This window comes from Paenibacillus guangzhouensis (genome assembly GCF_009363075.1).
Classification (GTDB): Bacteria; Bacillota; Bacilli; order Paenibacillales; family Paenibacillaceae; genus Paenibacillus_K; species Paenibacillus_K guangzhouensis.
Genome location: NZ_CP045293.1, coordinates 3171253 through 3197082, shown reverse-complemented (window position 1 = coordinate 3197082; position 25830 = coordinate 3171253). Strand labels below are relative to the sequence as shown.

General features: G+C 48.5%; 25 protein-coding genes and 1 pseudogene. 19 read left to right on the top strand and 7 right to left on the bottom strand.

The features are described 5' to 3' along the window. Positions 1-101: 101 nt before the first annotated feature. From GCU39_RS14425 to GCU39_RS14410, 4 genes are all read left to right on the top strand, one after another. Entirely contained in the window at positions 102-1658 is a 1557-nt protein-coding gene (locus GCU39_RS14425) for an ABC-F family ATP-binding cassette domain-containing protein (RefSeq protein WP_152394165.1), read from the top strand. 167 nt (positions 1659-1825) lie between these two features. Further along, positions 1826-2632, top strand: a complete 807-nt coding sequence (locus GCU39_RS14420; RefSeq protein WP_152394164.1) for an AraC family transcriptional regulator — start codon at positions 1826-1828, stop codon at positions 2630-2632. A gap of 103 nt (positions 2633-2735) precedes the next feature. Beyond that, positions 2736-3560: a phytanoyl-CoA dioxygenase family protein gene (locus GCU39_RS14415; RefSeq protein WP_152394163.1), complete on the top strand. Its 825-nt coding sequence runs from the start codon at positions 2736-2738 to the stop codon at positions 3558-3560. A gap of 21 nt (positions 3561-3581) precedes the next feature. Beyond that, a complete protein-coding gene (locus GCU39_RS14410; RefSeq protein WP_152394162.1) occupies positions 3582-4388 on the top strand; it encodes a sugar phosphate isomerase/epimerase family protein in 807 nt (268 codons plus the stop codon). Positions 4389-5490: 1102 nt separating this feature from the next. Here GCU39_RS14410 and GCU39_RS14405 read toward each other — a convergent pair. Beyond that, a complete protein-coding gene (locus GCU39_RS14405; protein WP_152394161.1) occupies positions 5491-6264 on the bottom strand; it encodes a phytanoyl-CoA dioxygenase family protein in 774 nt (257 codons plus the stop codon). A 139-nt stretch (positions 6265-6403) separates the two neighbouring features. Here GCU39_RS14405 and GCU39_RS14400 point away from each other — a divergent pair, with 139 nt between their 5' ends. The 5 genes from GCU39_RS14400 (at position 6404) to GCU39_RS14380 (ending at position 11875) form a co-directional block, all read left to right on the top strand. Further along, the gene (locus tag GCU39_RS14400; RefSeq protein WP_152394160.1) at positions 6404-7300 is read left to right on the top strand and encodes an AraC family transcriptional regulator; all 897 of its coding nucleotides are present in this window, start codon (positions 6404-6406) and stop codon (positions 7298-7300) included. A gap of 9 nt (positions 7301-7309) precedes the next feature. Beyond that, positions 7310-8740 (top strand): AcpB/EbpR/MafR family transcriptional regulator, encoded by a 1431-nt coding sequence (locus tag GCU39_RS14395; protein WP_152394159.1) that lies wholly within the window; start codon positions 7310-7312, stop codon positions 8738-8740. 124 nt (positions 8741-8864) lie between these two features. Next, positions 8865-9575: a purine-nucleoside phosphorylase gene (gene deoD, locus GCU39_RS14390; RefSeq protein WP_152394158.1), complete on the top strand. Its 711-nt coding sequence runs from the start codon at positions 8865-8867 to the stop codon at positions 9573-9575. Positions 9576-9637: 62 nt separating this feature from the next. Next, positions 9638-10819 carry a NupC/NupG family nucleoside CNT transporter gene (locus GCU39_RS14385; RefSeq protein WP_152394157.1) on the top strand — a complete coding sequence of 394 codons (1182 nt, stop codon included), beginning with the start codon at positions 9638-9640 and terminating at the stop codon, positions 10817-10819. Positions 10820-11032: 213 nt separating this feature from the next. Then, entirely contained in the window at positions 11033-11875 is an 843-nt protein-coding gene (locus tag GCU39_RS14380) for a sugar phosphate isomerase/epimerase family protein (RefSeq protein ID WP_152394156.1), read from the top strand. Between the two features lie 59 nt (positions 11876-11934). On the opposite strand, the gene GCU39_RS14375 is transcribed toward GCU39_RS14380, so the two are convergent. Further along, positions 11935-13134 carry an ROK family protein gene (locus GCU39_RS14375; RefSeq protein WP_407671682.1) on the bottom strand — a complete coding sequence of 400 codons (1200 nt, stop codon included), beginning with the start codon at positions 13132-13134 and terminating at the stop codon, positions 11935-11937. A 368-nt stretch (positions 13135-13502) separates the two neighbouring features. On the opposite strand from GCU39_RS14375, the gene GCU39_RS14370 reads away from it, so the two are divergent. From GCU39_RS14370 to GCU39_RS14335, 9 genes and pseudogenes are all read left to right on the top strand, one after another. After that, positions 13503-14141, top strand: coding sequence for a chromate transporter (locus GCU39_RS14370; protein ID WP_321575639.1), 639 nt, complete (start codon positions 13503-13505; stop codon positions 14139-14141). Positions 14142-14155: 14 nt separating this feature from the next. Further along, the gene (locus GCU39_RS14365; RefSeq protein WP_152394154.1) at positions 14156-14689 is read left to right on the top strand and encodes a chromate transporter; all 534 of its coding nucleotides are present in this window, start codon (positions 14156-14158) and stop codon (positions 14687-14689) included. 138 nt (positions 14690-14827) lie between these two features. Continuing rightward, positions 14828-15370, top strand: coding sequence for a DUF1697 domain-containing protein (locus GCU39_RS14360; RefSeq protein WP_152394153.1), 543 nt, complete (start codon positions 14828-14830; stop codon positions 15368-15370). Positions 15371-15392: 22 nt separating this feature from the next. Then, on the top strand, positions 15393-15983 hold the full coding sequence (locus GCU39_RS14355; RefSeq protein WP_227793576.1) for a YdeI/OmpD-associated family protein: 591 nt from the start codon (positions 15393-15395) through the stop codon (positions 15981-15983). A 175-nt stretch (positions 15984-16158) separates the two neighbouring features. Continuing rightward, a pseudogene (locus GCU39_RS14350) lies at positions 16159-17370 on the top strand (GTP-binding protein). Positions 17371-17544: 174 nt separating this feature from the next. After that, complete coding sequence (locus GCU39_RS14345; RefSeq protein WP_152394152.1) at positions 17545-18060, top strand: adenylyl-sulfate kinase; 516 nt, start codon at positions 17545-17547, stop codon at positions 18058-18060. Between the two features lie 20 nt (positions 18061-18080). Beyond that, positions 18081-18461 carry a DUF2500 domain-containing protein gene (locus tag GCU39_RS14340; protein WP_227793575.1) on the top strand — a complete coding sequence of 127 codons (381 nt, stop codon included), beginning with the start codon at positions 18081-18083 and terminating at the stop codon, positions 18459-18461. Positions 18462-18551: 90 nt separating this feature from the next. Continuing rightward, entirely contained in the window at positions 18552-18728 is a 177-nt protein-coding gene (locus tag GCU39_RS31530) for a hypothetical protein (RefSeq protein ID WP_193726928.1), read from the top strand. Positions 18729-19009: 281 nt separating this feature from the next. Further along, a complete protein-coding gene (locus GCU39_RS14335; protein ID WP_152394151.1) occupies positions 19010-20947 on the top strand; it encodes a heavy metal translocating P-type ATPase in 1938 nt (645 codons plus the stop codon). A 71-nt stretch (positions 20948-21018) separates the two neighbouring features. On the opposite strand, the gene GCU39_RS14330 is transcribed toward GCU39_RS14335, so the two are convergent. Continuing rightward, positions 21019-21699, bottom strand: coding sequence for a stalk domain-containing protein (locus tag GCU39_RS14330; protein WP_152394150.1), 681 nt, complete (start codon positions 21697-21699; stop codon positions 21019-21021). Between the two features lie 199 nt (positions 21700-21898). On the opposite strand from GCU39_RS14330, the gene GCU39_RS14325 reads away from it, so the two are divergent. Further along, positions 21899-22957, top strand: a complete 1059-nt coding sequence (locus GCU39_RS14325) for an ATP synthase beta subunit C-terminal domain-containing protein (protein WP_152394149.1) — start codon at positions 21899-21901, stop codon at positions 22955-22957. A 55-nt stretch (positions 22958-23012) separates the two neighbouring features. Here GCU39_RS14325 and GCU39_RS14320 read toward each other — a convergent pair whose 3' ends face one another. The 4 genes from GCU39_RS14320 to GCU39_RS14310 all read right to left on the bottom strand — a co-directional run bounded on the left by GCU39_RS14320 (position 23013) and on the right by GCU39_RS14310 (position 25769). Next, entirely contained in the window at positions 23013-23756 is a 744-nt protein-coding gene (locus tag GCU39_RS14320; RefSeq protein WP_193726927.1) for a tetratricopeptide repeat protein, read from the bottom strand. Between the two features lie 46 nt (positions 23757-23802). Continuing rightward, positions 23803-23934 (bottom strand): hypothetical protein, encoded by a 132-nt coding sequence (locus GCU39_RS32280; RefSeq protein WP_265333521.1) that lies wholly within the window; start codon positions 23932-23934, stop codon positions 23803-23805. Next, entirely contained in the window at positions 23931-24476 is a 546-nt protein-coding gene (locus tag GCU39_RS14315; protein WP_152394147.1) for an RNA polymerase sigma factor, read from the bottom strand. Before GCU39_RS14315 ends, GCU39_RS32280 begins: the two co-directional genes overlap by 4 nt. Before the next feature lie 117 nt (positions 24477-24593). Next, on the bottom strand, positions 24594-25769 hold the full coding sequence (locus GCU39_RS14310; protein ID WP_152394146.1) for a winged helix-turn-helix domain-containing protein: 1176 nt from the start codon (positions 25767-25769) through the stop codon (positions 24594-24596). Positions 25770-25830 lie beyond the last annotated feature (61 nt).

Genomic DNA, 25830 nt, shown 5'->3' with positions numbered 1-25830 from the left:
CTTTTTTTATTGCGACAAATTTGCGATTGTCGATTGAGTTATACCCGTGATACCACGTATAATAGGACGAGGAAAAAAGTCTAGAAGAAAAGGTGTCATGCATGAGCATATTAAATGTAGAACGATTAAGTCACGGCTTTGGAGATCGTGCGATCTTCAATGACGTATCTTTTCGCTTATTGAAAGGCGAGCACATCGGACTGATTGGCGCGAACGGCGAAGGAAAGTCCACTTTTATGAACATTATTACAGGCAAGCTGCAACCGGATGATGGGAAGGTCGAATGGTCCAAGCGCATGCGTGTCGGATATCTGGATCAACATGCGGTGCTTAGCCAAGGGATGACGATCCGCGATGTCCTGCGGGGCGCCTTCCAATACTTGTTCGATATGGAACAAGAAATGAACGATATGTACGGTAGAATGGGCGAAGTATCGGCAGAGGAGCTTGAACAGCTGCTTGAGGATGTAGGCACGATTCAAGACACGTTAACGAATCAGGACTTCTATATGATTGATGCGAAGATCGAGGAGACGGCACGAGGCCTTGGTATTACCGATATCGGACTCGATAAAGACGTCAATGATCTGAGCGGGGGTCAACGCACGAAGATCCTACTCGCGAAGCTGTTGCTCGAGAAGCCGGACATTCTGCTATTGGACGAGCCGACGAACTATTTGGACGAGCAGCATATCGAATGGCTGAAGCGCTATTTGCAAGAATATGAGAATGCCTTCATTCTGATCTCGCACGATATTCCGTTCCTGAACAGTGTTATCAATCTGATCTACCATATGGAGAATCAAGAATTAACGCGTTATGTTGGGGACTATGACCACTTCCAACAGGTGTATGAGATGAAGAAATCTCAGCTGGAATCTGCATTCAAACGCCAACAGCAAGAAATTGCAGATTTGAAGGATTTCGTAGCCCGGAACAAAGCCAGCGTGGCGACGCGCAATATGGCGATGTCCAGACAGAAGAAGCTCGATAAGATGGATGTGATTGAACTGGCGAAGGAGAAGCCGAAGCCGCAGTTCAACTTCAAGGATTCTAGAGCTTCTGGCAAAATGATCTTCGAGACGAAGGATCTTGTCATTGGTTATGACAGCCCATTGTCGAGACCTTTAGATCTTCGCATGGAACGCGGCCAGAAAATTGCGCTAGTAGGTGCGAACGGAATCGGTAAAACAACATTGCTTCGTAGTCTCCTAGGCGAGATTCCAGCGATCTCCGGAACCGTTCAACGCGGCGAGAATTTGGATATCGGCTATTTCCAGCAAGAAATGAAGGATACCAACTATAACACGTGTATCGAGGAAATCTGGCAGGAGTTCCCTGCGTTCACGCAATTCGAAGTTCGGGCAGCCCTAGCGAAGTGCGGTCTGACGACGAAACATATCGAGAGTAAAATCGCGGTATTGAGCGGTGGCGAGAAAGCGAAAGTTCGTCTCTGCAAACTCATCAACCGTGAGACGAATCTATTGGTGCTCGATGAGCCGACGAACCATTTGGATGTGGATGCGAAAGACGAGTTGAAGCGTGCGTTGAAGGCATTCAAAGGTAGTATTCTTCTCATTTCGCACGAACCTGAATTTTATCGCGATGTCGTGACGGAGACGTGGAACTGCGAATCTTGGACGACCAAAGTATTCTAATGCAAAGCTTACCTACCTCTAATAGGAATGTTCGAGGTTGGTAAGCTTTTTTTATTCGGGTAGGGTACAAGACAAGAAACCCACTTTACGAATGCCGCTTACATGGTAAACTTTGTATTATAAGAGGATGCACAAAGAATTTTGCCAGCAGGAGGTTCGCATCAACCATGACCATACATGTGAGTACAGCGATCGCATCGCATGCCAATCGATGGAAGATGGAAACCCATCATCATTGTGATTACGAAGTGTCCATTGTGCTGGAAGGCTCGGCGGTGATGGAATGCGAGCAACGTGAATACGTGATGGAGCGGGGAGCTGTTGTCCTGATCCCGCCGAATTTACCGCATCGATTCTGGACAGAGGATTCCGTCCGATTCGGCGTGCTGCAAGTATCTTCGATCCCGCAAGAGCTCGTACGCAGATTCTATCAACTAGCGGAGCCAGAACGCCCAAGCGTGATTCATTTGTCCCCGATGAACCGGGAGATATACGATGCACTGTTCCGTAATTGGCTTAAGATCATCTCGGGGCCTCTGGAAGAGCGGGATGCAGTCATCACCGCTTGGGTTGATCTATTCCTCTTGACCTTGCTGCAGCACGCAAAGCAAATGCCGCAGCGGATGTCGATCGCTAGCAGCGCGGAGTATATTCGGCGTCATTTCAATCAAGAGCTCCGCGTGTCGGAGCTCGCGCGAATGTCTGGATTATCCGTGTCGGCTTTTCGCAAGGAGTTCACCAAATTTTATCAAGTGTCTCCCAAGCAGTACCAGCAGATGCATCGGTTGGCTGAAGCGAAATGGCTGCTGCGCACGTCGGACGAGCCGATTCAACGTATCGCGGAACAGCTTGGATTCTCGGCGATTCACTTATTTAGCGCATGGTTTCAACAGATGGAAGGAGCCTCCCCCTCGAAGTGGAGAAGAGCGCAGCAAGGGGAGAGCGGGTCAAGCGACGTACCGGAGCGATTTTAGTAAATTTCAAACCCATTTCCTTAAATACAGGAAGACCAATCCCGTTTATATTGAAGGTGATCAATCGATCAAATTTTAAATAAATGACGGGTGGTAATGGACGATGATGGTGAAGGTGGGTAATCGCGAGTTGGAACTGAATGGGCCGCATTTAACCGAGTTGCGAAGCTCGAACGATATTTTGCATGATGTACAAGCGCTGCGGGAGCGGATGGAGGAAGATGGGTATCTACTCATTCGCGGCTTTCATGACCGAGAGAAGGTATTGACTGCACGAAGAGCGATTCTGGAGAAAATGGACCGGATGGGCAAGTTGGAGCGGGATACGCTGCTGGAAGAAGGGGTCATCGCGGATGGCAGCAAGAGCATCTTCATGGGCGGCACGAATGAGGATTTGCCGGAATTGCTGGATGTCTTGAATGGTGAACATGTGATGCGTTTCTTCGACGAATTGCTCGATGAGCAGTCGCTGACATATCACTACAAATGGCTGCGCGCAGTCGGCAAAGGTGACTTCACGGGAGCCCACTACGACATCGTCTATATGGGACGCGGCACGCATAATGTGTATACAGTATGGTCACCGATCGGTGATATCTCGTATGAAATGGGCGGACTCGCTATGTGCTTAGGGTCGCATCGATTCGATAGCCTGAAGGCTTCTTATGGAACGAAGGATTCGGATCGAGATGGCATTGGTCACTATACGGACGATCCGCTCGTCATTACCGAGAAATTCGGCGGTCAGTGGGCGACGACGACGTTCGAAGCGGGCGATGTGCTGATCTTCGGCATGTTCTTGATGCATTGCTCGTTAGCGAATACGACGAATCAATACCGGATTAGCGTGGATGCGCGATATCAATCCGCTTCTGAACAAGTAGATGAACGTTGGAGCGGGAAGAAGCCGCGTGGTCACCACAAATAAACGAATGAAGGAGAGCTTGCGTTGGAACTAAAAATTTATCATGCCTTCTGGGGCATGGAAGGAACGCTACGGGAGAAGATGGAACGGGCGGCGCGGCATGGCTATGACGGAGTGGAAGGGCCGCTTCCTGCACCGGAAGATGAGAATGAGTTCAATGAGCTTCGTGAGGAGCTGGGACTTAGTTACATTTCGCAGATTTATACGCATGGTCATCATGAAGAATCCTTCTTGGCTCAAGTGGAGCGTGCGGTGAAGTTTCGTCCGCAATTGATTAACTCGCACAGCGGCAAAGATTACTGGCAGGAGGATGAACAGGATCGGTTCTTTGCTTATGCCGTCGATGTTGAGAAACAGTTCGGGGTGCCCATTGGACACGAGACGCATCGTGGTCGGGCGATGTTCTCGCCTTGGTCGACGGCAAGATTGCTGCGTCAATTCCCGGAGCTTCGATTAACCGCGGATTACAGCCACTTCACATGCGTCTGCGAATCGCTGCTTCATGACCAAGAAGAGGCGATGGCGATTATTTTGGATCGGACGATACATCTGCATGCGAGGATCGGATTCGAGCAGGGGCCGCAAGTCCCTCACCCTGCCGCGCCAGAATACGCTTATGCATTGGAGCGATTCGAAGGCTGGTGGGAGACGGTGCTACAGCGGAGGAAGTCCGAGGGGCATCAAGTCACGACGATGACGCCGGAATTCGGGCCGCCCGGTTACATGCCAAGAATCCCTTATACAGCTCAGCCTGTGGCGGATCTGTTCGAGGTCAATCATTGGACCGCTGGCAGATTGCGTGAACGGTATCGGCATCTGACGAGTATCTAGCCGGTGGGGCGTGAATAAGAAGCGAAATAACTGCTAAAAAGCAGTTAAATGCGCTCATTTAGCTAGAGGCGCGCGAAATAACTGCCAAAAATCAGTTAATCGCGCGCATCCAGCTAGTTGGCAGCAAAATAACTGCAAAAAAGCAGTTAATTGCGTGCATATAGCTAGCGAGCAGCAAAATAACTGCAAAAAAGCAGTTAATTGCGCGCATCTAGCTAGCGAGTAGCGAAATAACTGCTAAAAAGCAGTTAATGGCGCGCATCTAGCTAGCGAGTAGCGAAATAACTGCTAAAAAGCAGTTAAATGTGCGCATTTAGCTAGCGAGCAGTGAAATAACTGCCAAAAGGCAGTTAATGGCGCGCATCAAGCTAGTGAGCAGTGAAATAACTGCAAAAAGGCAGTTAATGGCGCGCATCAAGCTAGTGGGCAGCAAAATAACTACAAAAAAGCAGTTAATTGCGCGTATTTAGCTAGCGAGCATCGAAATAACTGCCAAAAAGCAGTTAATCGCGCGCATCCAGCCATCGAGCAGTGAAATAACTGCAAAAAAGCAGTAATCGCGCGCATCCAGCCATCGAGCACCGAAATAACTGCAAAAAAGCAGTTAATTGCGCGCATTCAGCTATCGAGCAGTGAAATAACTGCTAAAAAGCAGTTAAATGTGCGCATCCAGCCATCGCGCGCCGAAATAACTGCCAAAAAGCAGTTAATTGCGCGCATCTAGCTAGTGGGCATCGAAATAACTGCCAAAAAGCAGTTAATCGTGCGCATTCAGCCAGCGGGCATCGAAATAACTGCCAAAAAGCAGTTAATTGCGCGCATTTAGCTAGCGAGCATCGAAATAACTGCCAAAAAGCAGTTAATCGTGCGCATTCAGCCAGCGGGCATAGAAATAACTGCAAAAAAAGCAGTTAATTGCGCGCATCTAGCCAGTGGACAGCGAAATAACTGCCAAAAAGCAGTTAATCGCGCGCATCCAGCTATCGAACACCGAAATAACTGCCAAAAAGCAGTTAATCCCGCATCACAAGAAAAAGAGGGGCTGTTCCGCATAAGGTTAGAAACCTCAAGCGTAGAACAGCCCCTTTTCAATGCGACGAAATTAAATAATCGTATAGTTCGGTTTGGCTTTGGTGAAGTGCGGATTCTCCCCGGCGACCATGAGTCCCATGCCCCAGTCGAAATGGACATTTTCCGTTGGAAAATCGCTCGCGTCTTTACATTGGAATAAGACATTTCGCCGTGTACGAGTGCTGCGATTCGTGTCAGATCCGTGGATGGTTAAGTAATTGAAGAACAGCACATCCCCAGCTTCCGCGATGCAAGGCGTGCCGTCTTTCGTTGGATATTCCTTATGATTCAAGTAATGGGAGCCGACATGAGGCAAGGCGCCGTCCTTATGCGATCCAGGAATGACGCGTAGGCAGCCATTCTCTTCATCGGCATTATCCAGATGGACGCTTGCAGCGAGCATCGTGTGATTCGCGTGCGGGAAGTACGGGTAATCTTGATGCATTGGGAATGCGGCTCCGTTCTCTGGCGGTTTGACCAGCATTTTGGAGTGATGCAGCTGCACATTCGGACCAATGAGCTGCGTGAGGATCGCTCGCATGTTCGGATGCACAATTGCCCGCGTGAACGCCGCATCGTGATAATGCACGTCATGGAATCCTTTTAGGACAAGCTTCTTCAGCTGTTCCGGCGGCAGGAAATCACCTTGCCAAGCGGCATTCCAATCGGCCTTCGACTGCGCTGCTCGTTGAATGATCCGCTCCACCGCTTCGCGCATCTCTTCGACCTCATCCATACGAAATACCCCTTTTACGAGCAGATACCCATTCTCTTTATAAAATTGCACATCAGCTGGTTGAATCATCGACACGCCTCCTTGGATAAGATACGAGCATTATTTGAAGATTACACTTATAATAATAAGGATGTTCTTGATCGATTGTCTTTTTTCAGAGAGGACATCTTTTTGTAAAATAAGGTCATATCTGTGAGGTGAGAATACAATGTACCTCCATAAAGAAACGCAATCCATGCTCAATGAGATCGCGACGGTCCTGCAGACAAGCGACGCCTGCTTCAAGGTGCATTACTGGGGCATAAATCCACAGCTCTTCGATAATCCGGTGCACAAGCACTCCTTCTTCGAAGTCTGTTATGTGCTCGCAGGAGTAGGGACGTATATGGATGATGGGGTAGAGTATCAACTTCGAAGCGGCGCGCATTTCTGCTCGAGGCCGGGGGTAACCCATCAAATTCGAACGCAGGAAGGATTATACCTGCTCTACGTGGCGTTTGAACTGGACGAGTCGCTAACGCAAGGACCTATGCGAGAAGCCTATGAAGCACTAAGCGAACATGCGACCGTATTCGTGCAGCAGGATGAGCACCATCCTACCGCGTTATTATGGAAATCCCTCATGCTGCAGGATGGCTCGACAGGGAATCTTCCAGCAGCGGCGATTGGTACAGTAGCCTATTCGTTGATCCTCTCGTTCCTAACCTTATTCGGCGTACATACGAACGTGGAAAAGGTGAACGTACAGCGCACAAATTCGAATCGGCTGCTGCAGCAAGCCAAGCTATATATCCGCGATAACCTAGCCGGTACGATCGGACTTACGGATGTCGCGCGTTATTTGAATGTCTCCGAACGCCACCTATCACGTCTATTTTCAGCTGGAATTGGTGAGACTTTTACGGATTTCGTCCGGCATGAGCGCGTGCGTCAAGCGACGCGACTCCTGCTGCGTACCGAGCTGCCGATTAAGCAAATTGCCGAGGAGACTGGATTTTCTTCGGTGCATTATTTTACACGGGTGTTCATGGAGGATAAGAAGCTGCCGCCAGGAAGATTCCGTGAGATGAAGCAGAACGTCACATCATTGGTACAGAAGGATTAGGTGCTATCTATGGATAAAGATTTCATGCTCGTTCGCGCATTATTGACCTTGCTGGATACGGAGCAGCGTTGGTTTACTTTTGCCGAGATGGAGAAAGAGCTCGGGGTATCCGATAAGACGATCCGTAAGCTCGTTGAGGAGTTGAGCCAGCAACTGCCGACTGCGATGGCGATTGAAGTGTCACGTGGCAGGGGGATGATTCTGCACCGTGACCGCCGCAGTACGACGATTCAAGAAGTTATTGCTCTGCTCTTCAAGCAGACTTCATATTATCGGTTCATGCACCTGCTGTTCATGCAAGGAGGACATATTCGCGCGGAGGAAATCGCGGAATCGCTGTATATGAGCGCTTCTTCGTTCAAGAAATTTATCGTGCAGTTAAATAATCATGAGCTGCAGGCTTTCCGTCTGAGGATCACATATGCGGCGCCGGCGCTCAAAGGTCACGAAATACATATTCGTTATTTCCTATGGAAATTATTCTGCGAAGCGAATGCCTTTACGGGTTGGCCATTTCCGAATACGGAGTTCGATACATTGAACCAGTACATTACCGAGATCGAGACGGAGAATCGAATCGTGTATTTTCTCAATTCCAAGCGGAATCTAGCTTTCCTAATTGCGATCGTACTCGAGCGCGTTCGCCAAGGGCATACGGTGCACATCGAGGAGGGGCGGTACCGCTGGTCGGAGAGTCAGTTCTATTCCCCGCTTTTGTCGCTCGTTAGGAAGCTAGAAGAGACGTATCGCGTCACACTGCCAAAAGACGAGGTTTTCTTTCTCATCTCGTTATTTAGCTTAAGTCAATACAACAGCCATGATGCGATGCTACCGACTAGTGATTCAAATCCGATGCAGGCAAATCTTATGACTGCGATGCGGGACAGGCTGCTCCCGCTACTCATGCAGTCTTTCAAGACGTTGGATATGGACGAGCGATTCATTCAGGAAATGGGTGAGTTCTTCGAGAAGCTGATTATCGATAACGCCATTCCAGAGCTGATGCAGGTCTCCCAGAATCATCTGACCACGTATGCGCAGCATGCCTGCCAACATGTCTATGATGAGGTGCAGCGTTGTATGGTGCAGTGGAATGAACTTTATTGCGATATCCACCTGAATGAATTTCATCTAACGAAGCTCACCTTGCTAGTTAGCTCCAGCCTCCGGTATAAGAGTAAGAATGCTTTTCTGATTATTGGAGAGGAGTTCTCTGTTCGCCATTATGTCGCTAATCTCATTAAGAAAGAAATCGGTGATGAGCTTACCATTCATACCACGATCATGGAAGGGTTAACGGATGACATTGTGAGGCAGCGCCAAATTGATTTTATCATCAGTACATTTCCGTTATCGATTAAGAGCGTTCCAACGGTCATGATCGCGACCATTCCGACAAGGCGGGACCTTGATAATATTCGCCAGGAGCTGCTTATGTGAGTGGAATGGTCCTTTTTCTTCCGTTGTTTACGTCAACTTTTGGTCTAGTTCGTTCCTCGTATTCCCTATATGCTGTGTATGTAAGCGATTTCGATCAGCAAGAAGATGAGGGGGACATAACAACATGAGTATTCACATGGAAGCAGAAGTCGGTCAGGTCGCGGAGCGTGTCTTATTGCCAGGCGATCCACTCCGTGCTAAATTCGTCGCAGAACATTTCTTAACCGATGTCTATTGTTATAACGAAGTGAGAGGCATGCTCGGATTTACGGGAACATACAAAGGCGTACCGGTTTCGGTGCAAGGAACAGGAATGGGCAATGCCTCGATGAGCATCTACGCAACTGAGCTGATTAAGGACTATGGCGTGAAGAAGTTAATCCGGATTGGGACATGCGGTGCGATGCAGGAGGAGATTCAAATTCGCGACATTGTCCTCGCACAGGCGGTATCTTCCGACAGCAACATGACGGAGAAAATATTCCATGGCTGCAATTATGCGCCGACTGCCGATTTCCGCATGTTAATGAAAGCGTATCAGCTTGCAGAGACTGCCCAAGCAAAAGTACATGTCGGGAACATCTACAATTCCGATGAGTTTTACCGAGAGACGTTAGATCGTCTGCATAAATTTATGGAATTTGGTGTCCTAGCGGTTGAGATGGAGAGCACAGCATTGTATACGTTAGCGGCCAAATATGGCGTACGCGCCTTAACCATTCTGACGGTTGGCAGTCAGCTCTTAACGAATGAACGGTCTTCGCATAAGACAAGTGAGCAATCGTTCAACGGCATGGCGGAAATCGCGCTGAATACGATCATTGCAGATGTGTGATCTCGTTCGATCACAGATATTGTGAACGAATTCACACATTATGGAAATGGAGGTTCCCAATCATGAAATATGTAATTGCGCTCATCGGTCTTGTTGTCGTCCTGCTCCTGGCTTGGCTTGCGAGCAGTGACAAGAAGAAAATTAAGGTTCGTCCCATCCTGATCATGGTCGTGCTGCAGATCGTATTTGGCCTGCTGCTGCTTAAGACAAGTGTTGGTGAATATCTCGTGCGAGGGTTCGCGAACGGGTTCGCCAAATTGTTAGGCTATGCGAATCAAGGAACGGATTTTGTCTTCGGCGGACTCGTGAATGAAGGGATACATTCGTTCTTCTTCCACGTCTTAATGCCGATTGTCTTCATGTCGGTGATTATCGGGATACTGCAGCATTACAAAATCCTGCCTTTCATTATCAAATATATCGGACTTGCGCTGAGTAAAGTGAACGGACTCGGGAAGCTTGAATCCTATAATGCGGTTGCTTCCGCAATTCTGGGACAAAATGAGGTCTTCATCTCATTCAAGAAACAGATTGGGCTGCTGCCAAAAAATCGTTTGTACACCTTGTGTGCATCGGCGATGTCCACTGTCTCGATGTCCATTGTAGGTTCCTATATGACGATGCTGAAGCCGGAATACGTTGTCGCGGCGCTTGTCCTTAACCTGTTCGGCGGATTCATTATCGCATCGATCATTAACCCTTATACGGTCAAGCCGGAAGAGGATCTTCTGGAAGTGCAGCAGGAAGAGAAGCAGACGTTCTTCGAAATGCTCGGGGAGTACATCCTCGATGGGTTCAAAGTTGTTGTCATCGTCGGCGTCATGCTCGTCGGATTCATTGCACTCATTGCGTTGATCAATGGTATATTCAGCGGCATCTTTGGCATCTCGTTCCAAGGCATTCTTGGTTATGTGCTGGCTCCGGTTGCGTTCCTCATGGGTGTGCCTTGGGGAGAAGCGGTGCAAGCGGGCAGCATTATGGCGACGAAGATCGTTGCGAACGAATTCGTGGCGATGCTTGATTTCGTCAAAATCCAGGGTGAGTTCAGTGAACGTACGAATGCGATTGTCTCTGTCTTCCTGATCTCCTTCGCAAACTTTGGTTCCATTGGTACCATTGTTGGCGCCGTCAAAGGATTGCATGAGAAGCAGGGCAACGTGGTCGCAGGCTTTGGATTGAAGTTGTTATATGGCGCAGCGCTTGTCAGCTTCTTGTCGGCCATTATCGTAAGCATCGTGTTCTAAACGTTGTAAATCCCTCTTCAATGGAAGGGGGGGGCGATTTATAGCATACGTGTCAAGAAAATGAAGAAACTTGGCGCACCGATGCGATGAAGGGATAGAAATGACGATATCGCCCCATATTAGGTCCTCCTCCGCGCTGAGGAGGATTTGTCATTCGTGCGAGGCTTGGCTATGATGATAGAGATATTGTGTTAATTAGGGGAGGCGATAACAGTGTTGAAAGGGCTTACGCGTGCGGGAATCGGTGGATCCTTAACGGATGAGCGTCTGATCCAATTGGCTGCTCAGTATCAATTTGAGGCCGTGGATCTGGAGGCGCTCAGTTTCATTGAACGCACTGGGTTGGAGCAAGCAAAAGAGATATTAGCCGCGAATGAGATGCGAATCGGCTCGATTGGTTTATCTGTTCAGTGGAGAACGAGCGAGGAAGCATTTCAAGAGGGACTGAAGCGATTAGCTCAGGAGGCAGCGGCCGCGGCAGCACTAGGGTGTACGAGCTGCTGTACATATATTCTGCCGTCCACGGATATGAAATCCGCGCATTTCATGGCGCTTGCCGTACGAAGACTTCGGGTCTGCGCACAGATTCTGGGTGCGTATGGCGTGCGCCTAGGTCTTGAATTCGTAGGTCCGCATCATTTGCGTACCGCTTGGGCGAATCCGTTCATCTGGACGCTTCAGGAGACGCTCGATCTGATCGATGCCATTGGCGAGCCAAATATCGGACTTCTGTTCGATGCCTATCATTATTACACGAACGAGCTGACCGTGGATGACATTCTGAAGCTTCGCGCAGATCAAATCGTTCATGTTCATATCAATGATGCGCCTCCCGTCCCCGTCGAGCAGGTGCTGGATAATGACCGACTGTATCCGGGGGAAGGGGTAATCGATCTTGTGAGATTCCTCCAAGGATTGCAACAGATCGGATATCAAGGTGTCGTGTCGCAGGAAATATTGACGCCTACGGCACCGACGGATTCACCGGAAGTATTGTTAGAGCGCTCGAGACAAGGGTTCGAGAAAGTATTCAGTGCAGCAGGATTAGCACGTTAATGAGAATAAGGGCCTCGCATTTGCGAGGCCTTTTCTCATGGGTCAATACAATATCTAACTTAGGATTCACAGTCCCAGTCTCTTCTGATCCTGACAGCGGCACCAGCTGCAACCGCGTCTTCTCCCAACACGCCAGGCGAGAAGGTAGGTTGATAGGAAGGCGCGTAGTATATATTTTTCTTCGCGACATGCATGATCGTGTCATAGATGACCACATCAGCATGGACAAGCGGCCCTCCCAGAATGACTTGCTCCGGATGGAGAACATTGATGAGATTGGCGACGCCGACCCCGAGATATGTAGCCGCTTGAATGAAGTGCTCCCGCACAAGGCGGTCGCCTTCTCGGAGCGCATAGATAAGCAAATCGAAATGGATCGCTTCCGGTTCATGCGTGTGCAATAGGGTATCACGACCCATTTTGACCTGTGTCCGCACTTGCTTCTCCAGCGCCTGTATCGATGCATAAGCCTCCAATGCCCCGTAATTGCCGTCCTCTTGCAGCCGTGGACCATCCGTCTGGATAATCATCTGACCGAAGGAGCCTTCTAAATCGAATGCGCCCCGGACAATCTGGCCTTCAGACATCATGGCTGAACGAAGTCCGACGCCGGCATGAACGTAGAGCATATGTCTCATCTGCTCGCCGCGAAGCGCATAATGTTCTCCGATCAGCGCAGCATTCGCGCCGTTGTCCAGCCGGCATGGAATGCCGAGCCGTCTCGTCATCCAATCACAGATCGCAACATGCTGCCAACCCTCCGCCGGGAAGTGAAGCGGCGTCAAGATGATGCCGTTCGCTTGATCGAGGGGGCCAACTGCGCCGATGCCGATCCCAATGACGAGGTCACGGTCGATGTGATGCTGATTCAGCGTGTCTTCGATCCAGTTCGCTGCGCGTTCGAGCAGCACGTCTGGGGTCATCTGTGCGTCCATTTTCCACCGAACATCGGACAACGGATTCATCTGAAGATCATAGAGAGCCACCGACGAACTGATTCGAGAAATTTCGAATCCAATCATGTACCGATAAGCTGCGTTCGCCCGATAGAGAATCGGCTTTCTGCCGCCCGTTGAACTGCCGAACCCGGAGGCTTCAATGATGCGCTCCGTTAGCATCTCTTCTAATAAACGGGTTAAGCTGCTGCTTGTCACGTCGAAGGATTGCAGAAGCTCAGCTTTGGATACCGTCTCGCGTTCGGCGATATAGTCGAATATTCGTTTTTTTGTCGTTGGTATGGAGTAGTTCAAATCGTTCACCGCCCATCAATTAACCAAGTAATCAGGTAGGATATATGCACTATGATTATACCGCTAGATTGCAGAGATTTCCAGCCTATCATTTTTTAAAATATATGAATGTATTAGTTTCACGGATAAACTGTTCTTATATTTCTCGCTTAAACGCTTTACGTCCTTTGGAAGGACGCCGAAGGCGTTTATGCTTGGTTATAACTTAATTCCATATCACTATAATCAACTCGGAATTAGTGGTATAAGAACATCGAATCAAGGGTATAAAACTTTCTTTAATGGTTGTTTATCACAAACTTAATGTCATATTGGAATAAAGATAGTATACTATAAAAAGAGGAACTTGACTGCATGAATGACATGGGGGTGGAGATGTGCGAACAACCGCATCGGAGCGATTGAAATTATATATGCAAATATTCTGGACGTTCAGCCGCATCGGACCTTCGACCTTCGGGGGCGGCTATGCGATGATTCCCGGCATTGAGCGTGAAGTCGTGGAAAGACATGGGTGGATGAGAGAGGAAGAGATGAGTGATCTCGTCTCGATCGCAGGATCTGCGCCTGGCGGCGTCGGGGTGAATCTCGCGGCATTTATCGGCTACCGGCTTGCAGGTGTGATGGGAGCCATTCTCGCGGTCGTGGGCATTGCGCTGCCTACGTTCTTCATCGTATTCCTGCTAAGTCTCGGCTACTCGATGTTCCAAGATCATCCGAAGATCGAAGCGGCGCTCAAAGGGATACAAGGAGGCGTTATCGCTCTCATTATTATTGCGGCATACAAAATGGCTAAGACGGCCTTATTCGATAAGACGACAATCGCTGTAGGCATTAGCACGGTAATCATGTTAATCGTGACACCGATTCATCCGTTCTATCTGATCGTCCTCGGACTTGTGATCGGTCTTGTTGCCGTGCAAGTGAAGAAGCATCTCGGCATGCAGGTGCACACCGAGCAGCATCATGCCGATCAGCAAGAACCTGAGCCCATCTATCCGGAGTATTACATCTAACAGGAGTGAACGGTATGTTATGGAAATTATTTCTTGTTTTTATGAAAATCGGGCTGATTTCCTTTGGCGGCGGATACGCCGTCATTACGATTATCGAGCATGAAGTTCATCTTCGGTATTGGATGAGCGCGTCTGAATTTCAAGAAATTGTCGCGTTGGCAGGGATGGCTCCAGGGCCGATCGCAACGAATAGTGCGACATTGATCGGATATCGAACCGCAGGAATTCTCGGGGCGATCAGTTCGACACTCGGGATGATCTTGCCTTCCTTAGTCATCATTATTATTCTAGCGGCTTGCTTCGGACGGTTGCATCACAATCGCTGGGTGAAATCTTCGTTCTATGGTCTTAGACCTATCGTGACGGGCCTTATCGCTTACGCGGCGATTCATTTTGGAATCTTATCCAGCTCTGAACCGGGATTAACCTGGTCGACGCTTGCGACACTCCTGATCTGCGCAGGGTGTCTGTACGGCATTATTCGTTATAAAATGCATCCGCTGATGGTCATTTTGGCCTCGGCCGCAGCAGGAGTCATCCTATTCTAGTACAGCATGCAGCTGTCACGGATAGGATGTTTTTTTTACAACGCCGCATGCAAAAGTTGTTATGATGTAAGCCTTGGTGTTAGGCAAAAATTGGTATATGATGGTAGATGTGGACGAATTGTGAAGGGGGATGTGAGGATGACGATCTATATTGCGCTGCTGCGAGGAATTAATGTAAGTGGCCATCATGTGATTAAGATGGAACGGTTACGGCAAATTTTTGAAACGCTGCCGGTACGTCATGTTCGGACCTATATTCAGAGCGGCAACGTGATCTTCGAGGCTGAAGAGCAGCGAACCGATGCATTATCTAAGCAAATTGAGGAGACGCTTCAGGAAGCTCTCGGTTATGAAGTTCGAACCGTTGTCCGTTCAGCGGAGGAGCTGGCGGAGATTATCGCACGCAGTCCTTATGCAGCCAATGTACCAGCCGAGCAGGAGAAGTTATACGTGACCTTCCTGTCTGCGCTGCCAACTGAAGCGAATATTGCACAGCTTATGACATTTCAGAGCGATGTTGATGATTTTGAGGTATTGGGACATGAAGTCTATATTCGCTGCCGCGAGAGCTATGGCAAATCAGTCTATTCGAACAATTTCTTGGAAAAGAAGTTAGGCGTGGCTGCGACGACGCGCAACTGGGCAACCGTTAATAAGCTGCTGGCACTAGCCAAGGCTTAGATAAATATCGTGAAAGGGAACGATGATGATGGCGAACAAAGGAAGCGAGTACACCTTATTGTATGTGTCTGATCCGGAGGCATGGACGAGTTGGCTGGAGGAGCATCATGCATCTTCGACAGGCGTGCGGCTGCAAATTGCGAAGAAAGGGGCATCCCGTACGACACCATCCTATAGTGAGGCGCTGGATTGTGCGTTATGCTACGGATGGATTGACAGCCAGAAGGAGAGTTATGATGACGAATTCTACATTCAGCGGTTTGGTCCTCGATCTTCTCGAAGCATCTGGTCGCAAGTGAATAAGGACAAGGTGGCTCGCCTCATTGCCGATGATCGAATGAAGCCTGCGGGCTTGCGAGCCATCGAACAAGCCAAATCGAATGGACAATGGGATGCGGCATATGCCCCGCAGAGCGAGAATCATATTCCTGAGGATCTGGAAGCTGCCTTGAATGAGAACAGTAAGGCTAAGGCGTTCTTCGAGACGCTGAATCGTACGAACCGATTTGCGATCACCTTTCGATTGCAGAATGCCAAGAAACCCGAGACGCGGAAGAAGCGGTTGGACCAGTTTATTGCCATGCTGGAGGCAGGAGAGAAGATTTATCCATAATATTTCATAAGGTCGGCCAGGATACTGGCGGGCTTTTTTTGCCTATGCCTTAAGGATTTGCTAACGTATATTGAGAAAAAATTTATCTATTCTCTTGACTTTAAGGTGGGGGGGGGTTGTATAATAAAATTATTAATCGTAAACATTACTATTAAGAAACGAAAAGGAGCGTTCTATGACAAAAAAGAGAATTCCGGTCACCGTCTTAAGCGGTTACCTAGGTTCCGGCAAGACGACGGTGCTTAATCATGTGCTGAATAATCGTCAAGGCTTAAAGGTCGCGGTGATTGTCAATGACATGAGTGAGGTGAATATCGATGCCGAACTTGTAAAGTCGAGTACCAATCTATCAAGGACCGATGAGAAACTCGTTGAAATATCGAATGGATGCATCTGCTGCACATTGTGAGATGATCTACTGGTTGAAGTCGAACGTCTTGTGATGGATGGAAAATATGATTATATTCTGATCGAATCAAGCGGAATCAGTGAACCGGTGCCTGTCGCACAGACATTCAGTTATGAAGACCCTGAATCAGGCATTAATCTGCCTCAGCTCGCGAAGCTCGATTGCCTAGTGACGGTCGTCGATGCGAATCGCTTCTGGAAGGATTTCTCCTCCGGGGAGACCCTGCTTGACCGCGATCAGGCAGTTGGGGATGGGGATCATCGGGACGTAGTGGATTTGCTTATTGATCAGATTGAGACCTGTGATATTTTGATATTGAATAAATGCGACCTCGTCGATGAAGCAGGATTAAAGACGTTAGAGGGAGTGCTGCGTAAGCTGCAGCCCCATGCCAAAATCATTCATACGACGAACGGTCAGGTAGATCCGAGTGAGATTCTGAACACGGGACGTTTCAATTTCGAGCAAGCCAGTATGTCCGCAGGCTGGATCCATGAACTACAGAAGGAGCACCATACACCTGAGACGGATGAGTATGGCATCAGCAGCTTCGTGTATCGCCGAAGAAGACCGTTTCATCCCGAACGTCTCGCCAATTTCATGTCCGAATGGCCAGAAGAGGTAGTTCGAGCGAAAGGCATCGTATGGCTTGCGGCCAAGGGCGACGTCGCTGCGAACCTAAGCCAAGCCAGTTCATCGATCCAATTCGGACCTGCAGGCTATTGGGTTGCGTCGTTACCGAAGCTGGATCAAGAGTATATTCTCAGTACGGAGCCTGATGTATTGAAGAAATGGGATTCGACTTGGGGGGACCGGATGAATGAGGTTGTATTCATTGGCATTGCCATGGACCAAGCTGCGATTGAAGCACAGCTCGACGAATGTCTTCTGGACGCAGCAGAGCTGATGCAAGATTGGTCGTTATTCAACAACCCGTTGCCTTGGCCGGTAGACGCGTTGCTGCAAGAACAAGGATAGCCGTTTTTTTATTACCATTAATCGTAATTGTTACGATATGATAAATCGAATGCAAGTAGGGAGGACGCGTCGTGAGATGCGTCCTTCTTTACGTGATCTTATTCTTTTTCATGTTCATAAGCGGTTGCAAATGGTATAATTAGGGATTGTTGGGTGGTTTAAGGAGGAAATGAGATGATTATTTGGATTAATGGCGCATTTGGCGCAGGGAAGACGGAGACGGCGAATGCGCTTCATCAGCTCATTCCCCATTCCTATGTGTATGATCCGGAGAATGCAGGGGATTACATTCGAGCGAGCTTGCCGGCAGCACTGCAGCTGGATGATTTCCAGCACCATGCTGAATGGCGTGAGATCAACTACATGATGTTATTGAAGATTGCCCGGTCTTATTCTGGATTGATCATCGTCCCGATGACTGTTGTGAATCCAGTCTATTATGAAGAGATCATTGGGCGATTACGATCTGAGGGTGTGGACATTCAGCATTTTACACTCCGTGCGTCGAGAGATGTATTACTACAGCGATTAGAGCAGCGAGGTGATGGGCGAGAATCGTGGCCAGCACTGCAGATTGACCGTTGTATGGAAGGCCTCTCGTCTTCCATCTTCGAACGACATATGGATACTGATAACGTACCAACGGATATTGTCGTGAATCGGATTGTAGAATTAGCGGGGCTAAGCTAGCGGGAAGAGGAGGGATTGGCATGGATCCTTTTAGCGGACCAGGATTTGGCGTTGAACCGCCTATGTTTCAAGTGGTGAAGACGATTGTTATTATAGGATTCGTCGTGGTCATTATTGCATTTATTGTGAAGGCTGTCGGAGCGGCAGGGAAATGGTCCTCGAACAATGCCACAGATCCGGTGACGAGGCCATGCAAAGTCGTCGCAAAGCGCTCGAAGGTGTGGGGCGGATCGGGAGATTTTAGCGCCAATACCGATTATTTCATTACCTTTGAATTCGAGGATCGTACAAGGCTTGAGCTGAAAATCCGCAATGAGCAGTATGGGGTGATTGTTGAAGGTGACGATGGAGAAGTGACATATCAAGGGACACGATTCAAGCATTTCGAACGAAAGCTATAGCACCTAGCATCATGCAGCTAGTCATTCTCATTGAGAATGACTTTCATTTTTTTGTGAAAAAGGGTTGCAATCGATCCCAGATCCGTTATAATGTTGATAATGATTATCATTCTAAAGGGTTGGCGAGGTGTGGTTGACGTGGAATATTTGCTTCCGATAACATCATCATGTTTGCTGCTTCTAGGCGCTGTGTGCATGTTCATTTCGATGAAGAATGATCAACGGATGAGACAGAGCTTCAAGAAGAGCCGTGGTGTCGTATCCTAGTCACCGCATCCAAGCAGTGAATATATAAGAAATGGAATCCCCAATCAAGGGCATGAACGATTTATCGTCATGTCGATTTGTTGGGGATTTTTGTTGTTTACAACATCCAATACCTAGATTATAATAATTATAAATATGTTTCACGCAGTAAACATTGTTGCGTGGTGTAAAAATGAATATCATTCTCAATCATGCTGCTTTCCTACCCAGGGAAGCAGCATGCGTCTTATTTAGGGTATTAACAACGAATCTCATTCTCAATGACAAAGGAGATCATAACCATGAATCAATCTGTAGAAATGTCTCGTCTCTCAGATCAAATCGCAGACAATAAAGCAATGACATCGACATCGCAATGGGAAGATTGGAAAGAGAAATATGCAGAAGGGGCAGCTGCACTATTAAGTGGTGCCATGGCGCTAGGTGCCTGGTTCGTGACAGATCTATGGCCTGTAGTCTCTATTATTTTATATTCAGCAGCTTTTATTGTAGGGGGTTTTGTGAAAGCGAAGGAAGGACTTGAGACGCTCATCAAAGAGAAGGATCTCGATGTAAATCTGCTTATGATCGTGGCTGCACTCGGCGCAGCTTCGATTGGCTATTGGGCGGAAGGAGCAATGCTTATTTTCATCTTTGCGTTAAGCGGTGCTCTGGAGACGTATACGATGAATAAGAGCTCAAGAGATATTTCGGCACTGATGGATCTTAAGCCTGAGAATGCTCGTGTTATACGCGATGGTCAGGAACTGCTCGTGCCTATTGAAGCGCTGCAGATTGACGACCTGCTGCTCGTCAAACCTGGTGAGCGTGTTCCAGCCGATGGTGTTGTGACCGAAGGCAGTTCTTCGATTAACCAGGCTTCGATTACAGGTGAGAGTATTCCAGTCGATAAAATGGCTGGGGATGAAGTATTCGCTGGGACGTTGAATGGGGAAGGGGTCATCTTCGTTCAAGTTACGAAGAACAGTGAATCCAGTCTATTCTCCAAAATCATTCGTATGGTGCAAGAAGCGCAGCAAGAAATGCCGAAGTCGCAAATTTTCGTTGAGAAATTCGAACGTATGTATGCACGGATCATCATTCTTGCAACCGTATTGTTGATTGTCGTCCCCCCGCTGGTATTCCAGGATACTTGGAGTGCGGCACTCTATCGAGCGATGGTATTTATCGTGGTAGCTTCTCCATGTGCGCTTGCAGCTTCGATCATGCCAGCGATGCTCTCCGCCATTTCGAATAGTGCGCGTAAAGGTCTTCTGTTCAAAGGCGGTGCGCACATCGAGAACTTGTCCCGCGTCAAAGCGATTGCTTTCGATAAAACAGGGACATTGACGAAGGGGCATCCTGTCGTTGCCGAAGTCGTCTCCTACCAAGGGCTGACATCTGGGGAAGTATTGGAGATCGCAGCGTCTCTCGAGAGTTATTCGAATCATCCGATTGCAAAAGCTATTGTGGATCATGCGGGGAGCGAAGCGCTGCAAGGTCATGTGATCACGGAATTTCAATCGATCACAGGCTTCGGGCTCCAAGCGAATCGGAACGGCGTTGCATGGAAGGTTGGTAAGCCAGCTTTTATGGAATCAGGCTACTTACAAGCGGAGGTCGCGGCGGAAATCGAACGGATGGAGAACGAAGGGAAGACGCTTGTGGTGCTGCAGAACCCATCTGGCATTGCCGGGATTATTGCATTGCAAGATCAGATTCGCCCTGAGACATCCCGCGTGATTCGCGAGCTGCAGGCCATTGGTGTCCATACGGTCATGTTAACAGGCGATCAGCAGATGACCGCAGAAGCGATTGGCAGACAGGCTGGAATCCAGCAGGTGTTTGCCGATTTGCTGCCTGAGGATAAATTGACGATTATCAAATCGTTGAAGAAATCGCACCAATATGTTGCCATGGTGGGCGATGGGGTGAATGATGCGCCAGCCTTAGCAACCGCTTCAGTCGGCATCGCGATGGGTGCGGGAGGAAGCGACGTGGCGCTCGAGACGGCGGATCTTGTCTTGATGAATGATGATCTGAGCAAGCTGCGGGATGCGATTATTCTCGGCAGACGTTCCCGCCGAATTGTGAAGCAGAATCTCGCATTCTCGATTACGGTCATCGTTGCTCTCATCGCAACGAATTTCATCTCCGGTATTCCACTTCCACTCGGGGTGGTGGGGCATGAAGGCAGTACGATTTTAGTGATTCTGAACGGATTGCGGTTGCTGCGCTAGGGACGATATTGATGATGATGAAGCTGAAGAAGAAAGGCTCATTCCAACGGGAATGAGCCTTTTGCGCGTCATTATTTGTAATAGGAAGCGATGAGTGGAACCAGGTAGCCCCCGCCTTGCTTGAGTTGAAATTCCACCACAACGGTCTTCACGCCGCCGATATCCACTTCGATATCCTTCATGCCATCGCTGACAGAGATCGTGCCGACATCTTTTAGCAACACGTTGTTATCGAGGTCGGTAATTTTGACATCTGTAATTTCTTGGTCAATTGCTGCCATTTTTAAGTACAGCTTCTGGTATTTCTTGTTCGGCGTCATGAATAGCGAAGGGGCTTGCGGATCGGAATCAGTATGGTTATACCAAGCTTCCTTATAATTTTTCCCTTGGAATGTCGTCTGTGCAGGATCCTTCGTGGAATGGATACTATCGAATTTCTCGGCATTCAGCGGCGTGCCGTTCACCTTCTCACCGACGATGACTTCATTCGTCTTGGAATCGATGATGACAGGAACGTTCATCGCATTGCCTAGTCCTTTGACCGGCACATAGGTATTGCCGTTATACGTAATAGGCTGCAAGGCTAGGCCTTTGTCGTCATTCAATTGGACAGCTTTCCCATTCACGCGAACCTTCATCGTCGTATTGATGTAGGCTTCGATCTTCTTGAGGTTCGTCGCAGCATACACGCCAGTGCTAATACCAACGAGCAGTGAGGCGCAGGTTAAGGTTAGAACAAACTTCTTTTTCACAGGTTTTCCACTCCTTAATGATCTGTAAGGCAATCTATAAAATATGCTAGAATTTGCCTATTTAAATCTTAAATTAGCAACGATTGGAAATCAATAGTGCTAGATTCGTGGTTTTTATCTTTTTTTGAAAATTACATCACAAAACAATTGCGCTAAAGAGTAAAATTTATTACTATATAACGTAAGGAGGTGTTAAAAAATGGATGAAGAGTTACAGCTGAACGTACCGCTATTGCGAAGACGTGTACCGAATTTGACCACTGCGGCGCGGACGGCTGGATTGAGAGCTGCGACCGTCTCTAATTTATGTACAGGCAAGATTCCCATTGGTCGGGCTGAGGTAAGAACATTAGTGGCCCTTGCTGCGTTGGCAGGGTGCAGTCTAGATGAACTCATTATTCGAGGGAGTGGATTACGGATGATCGAGACGGGAATCAAAGCATTGGATTTGTTCGCACCCGTTGTTCGCGGGGGAACGGTTGGACTCGTGGCACACCCCAATATGGGGCAACTTGTATTGCTGGCTGAATTGATGCTTCGATTGCGTAGACGAGGCTTCGCAACGGTATTCTGGAATCCGGGTACCGATGCACCAGGGATGAATCACATTCTTGCGCAGACTGAATTCCAACACAGTACTCGTGAAGAAATCTATCAACAAGTCGCAAGTCTTCGCAATGAGAAGGATGTCGTGCTCGGGGTAGATCGAACCATGGTCCTTTCTGGTGAGTTATTCGCGCTGCGCGAGAGCCTGAAGGAGGTAGGCGCTAGACCGATCACGACGGTGCTCGTTGATATGCATTGTGAAGTCGCAGAAGATCATGCTTCTTATGGGCCATTGGATACGTTGTGGCGATTCGATACGGATTTGATCTCACGTCAAATTTATCCAGCGATTGACCCGATTGTCTCCACTTCTACCGTGTTAGAAGGAGCGCATCTGGATGCGGTTCATCACACGACACAGCAGCGGGCGCGGAAAGTGCTGCGACGTTATCGCGAACTAAGATCTCTCGTTGCCGCGCAGGGCGTAGATAAAATATCAGAGCCGGATACACAGCTGTATAAGCGCGGCGAGCGGCTGGAGTCTTACCTCGCGCAGCCATTTTTTGTCGCCGAGCCTTATACGCAGAAATCGGGTGAGTGGTTATCGCTGTACGATACGTTAGAAGATGTACGTCGCATACTAGATGGTGAGATGGATACGGTCGAACCATCGGCATTGTTTTTCAGAGGACGGCTAGAGGTTACAACCTAATACGAGCAAAAAATCATAGTTAGAACCACAGCCGAGGAGGTTGTGGTTCTTTGTCTTATAGGTTCAGCAGGGCTTCGATGCGCTGTAGCTCACGCTGCGGCTCGTCTTGATGGAAGTTGTACTGGTCAAGAAATGCGATAATATGCCGCCATTCTTCAGCCGCTTCCTCAAGGCGATGTTCCCTTTCGAATAAGAATGCACGGCTGTATCTTCCATCGATGAATTGCGGGTCCAGCACGCAAGAACGTTCCCAAGCCGCTAATGCCTTCTCAGACGATCCTAATCGAGCGTAGATTTCACCTGCATAATACGTAATCATCGGATGACTTGCGAATAATTTCAACCCGGCGCTCATCACTTGATGGGCTTCCTGCGTCTGATCTGCTTGAAGATAGCATTGGATCAGGTTGCTATAATGATCAGGATTATGCGGTGTAGCGGCAAGTTGCTTTTTATAATAGGCAATCGATTCTTGATGCTGTAGAAGCTGTGCATGGGTGCGAATGAGCTGAGCGTTCAATTTGCCTTGCATCCAAGCGTAATTCTGCTGGATCGATGGACTTTCTAGGCCTTTTCGATAACATGCATTGGCTTCACGCAATAATCGATTCGCTTTGAGCTCAAGGAGGTAGCCGTAGGCATGCAGATATTCAGGGTTGTCCGGTTGCTGCGATAGAGCCTCTTGGTATAACATAACGGCTTCCAGCCAGAGGGTCTCGTCATAGTGGTTCTGTATATTTTCGGCGAGTTGGAACTTACGGTCTCGTTCCCATTGTAAATGAAAATTGTCCTGTGGCATTCGGTTCACGCTCCTTGTTTCCATCGATTAGGGAGTACACTATCTCTTATTTCTGTGAAAAGCCTGCCTTGCGGTGAGGGGATACCGTCGAGTTCTTGCAGCAGCTGGGCAGCGACACGTTCAGCGATTTGATGTTGTATTCTGTTCCATACGTCAGGCGTGCCTTGAACATATTCATCTTGGAGTTTGAAAATGATATGCTGCGGATCCATCGTATTCACCTCCAATCATTTCTGCAAGTCGTGAAAGACTCTGACGGTACTTCCATCGCACAGTCCCTGCGGGTATCCCGAGGATTTTGCTGATCTCCGCATGTTTGAGTCCAGCTACGACGTGCATGACGATGATCTGTCGTTCCAGTTCACGAAGGCGGAAGAGCGCTTCAGTAAGTTCTAATCTCTGCACAATGGCGGTATCCATTGTCGGACTCTGAATGCACGGATCTTCCTCGCTTATTCGATTCGATTTGCGTATGGTGTCAAATGCAAGGTTCCTCGCGATGGTAATCACCCATGCCTTGAGGTTCGTCCCTGGCTGATAACTCGAGGCCTTCTCGTAGACTCGAATAAAGGTGTCTTGCAGCACATCTTCAGCAGATGCTGTGTGCCGGAGAATGGATAGGGCTACGGAATAAACGATATGCCGATATTCTTCGTAGATAAGTTGAAGTGCTTCAACATTCCCATTGGCGATCGCGGTCATGGTCGCATCAAGATTCATTGTGCACCTCCTTTATCTATAGAACGAAGGACATCACCATTTTGTTGGTGATATTCGCAAAATGAATGCATGCCAAAAATGGATCTCCCTTAAGGAGATCCATTGGATTGCATAGCACTACAGCTTCAAGCTCTTCCGATCGAATGTCGTTCCATGGAACGCGGCGAACCGCGCGAAGCATTCACGTAAACTCTTCTTCATGGATGAATCCACTCGCGCATGCTCTTCCCACCACAACTTATGAACAGTAAGCGGTGACTTGCCCCGTTGCTTCACCGGTTCGAATCTGGCCACGATCTCATCGCCGTATACGACAGGAAGGACGTAGTAACCATATTTGCGCTCCGCCACTGGTTTGTACACTTCCCAGCGATATTCAAAATCAAATAATTGATGAATCAACACCCGATCCCATAATAAGTTATCCAGCGGGGCGAGAATGCAGGCACGTTTCTCTTGCGGTTCAAAGGCCATGGCTTGATCTAAACGGTCCAAATCGAGGGTGCGGATATAGAGGGGATGCGAGATGCCCTCGACTTGCACTTCACGAATGAGATTTCTCTCCAGCAATTGAGCGAATGCTCTATTGCGCTCGGCGCTCTTCAGCCCGCTAATGCCAATCCAGGCATCGCTCGGCCGATTCCACAGCAACCCAATGCTGCCAATCCGACGCAGGACGTACCATGCGTAGAAATCTCCCATATCCTCAAAAGGGTCTGGGATCCCGTAAAGTTCGGGTGGAATCCAGCGTTCAGCCAGATCGTAATATTTGCGTGTCTTCACTTTATGCTGAATGACCAAATGACCCGCATGATACATGCCTTCAAGCGCCGCCCGCGATAATTTTGCAGGCCCCCATGCCCAATCCACAATCTCTTCTTCATCTACATCACTGGAGCATAATACACCCCGAAGCTTAACCTCGGCATGTACGCGGCCTACTGCTGCCTCGTTCTGATCACACCAACCTTGATAGCGGGCGCGATGCTTGGCGAACAATGGCCAGTCTTCCACAGGGAAGATAGACATGCATTTATCCCAGTAATCGATTAGCTTGCGATCTTCATAGAGCAATTCTCTTAATTCGTTGCGGTCGAAATGCTGAATGCGTGATTGAAGGACAAGCTCATGATTCATCCCGACAACATTCAGCGGATCGAATTGAATGCAGCCCACTTGACGGATGAAGGAGAGGATGCCTTCTTTGCCGATATAAGCGGCATCGCGGCTTAATCCGTGATAGTACATTAAGAACTTCCTAGCTTGTTGCTTCGTAAGTGTGAGCGCAGCCATTTTTTCACCTCATCGAAGGATTCTTCATCCTATTATAATCGATAAACCTGACAGCAGGGTG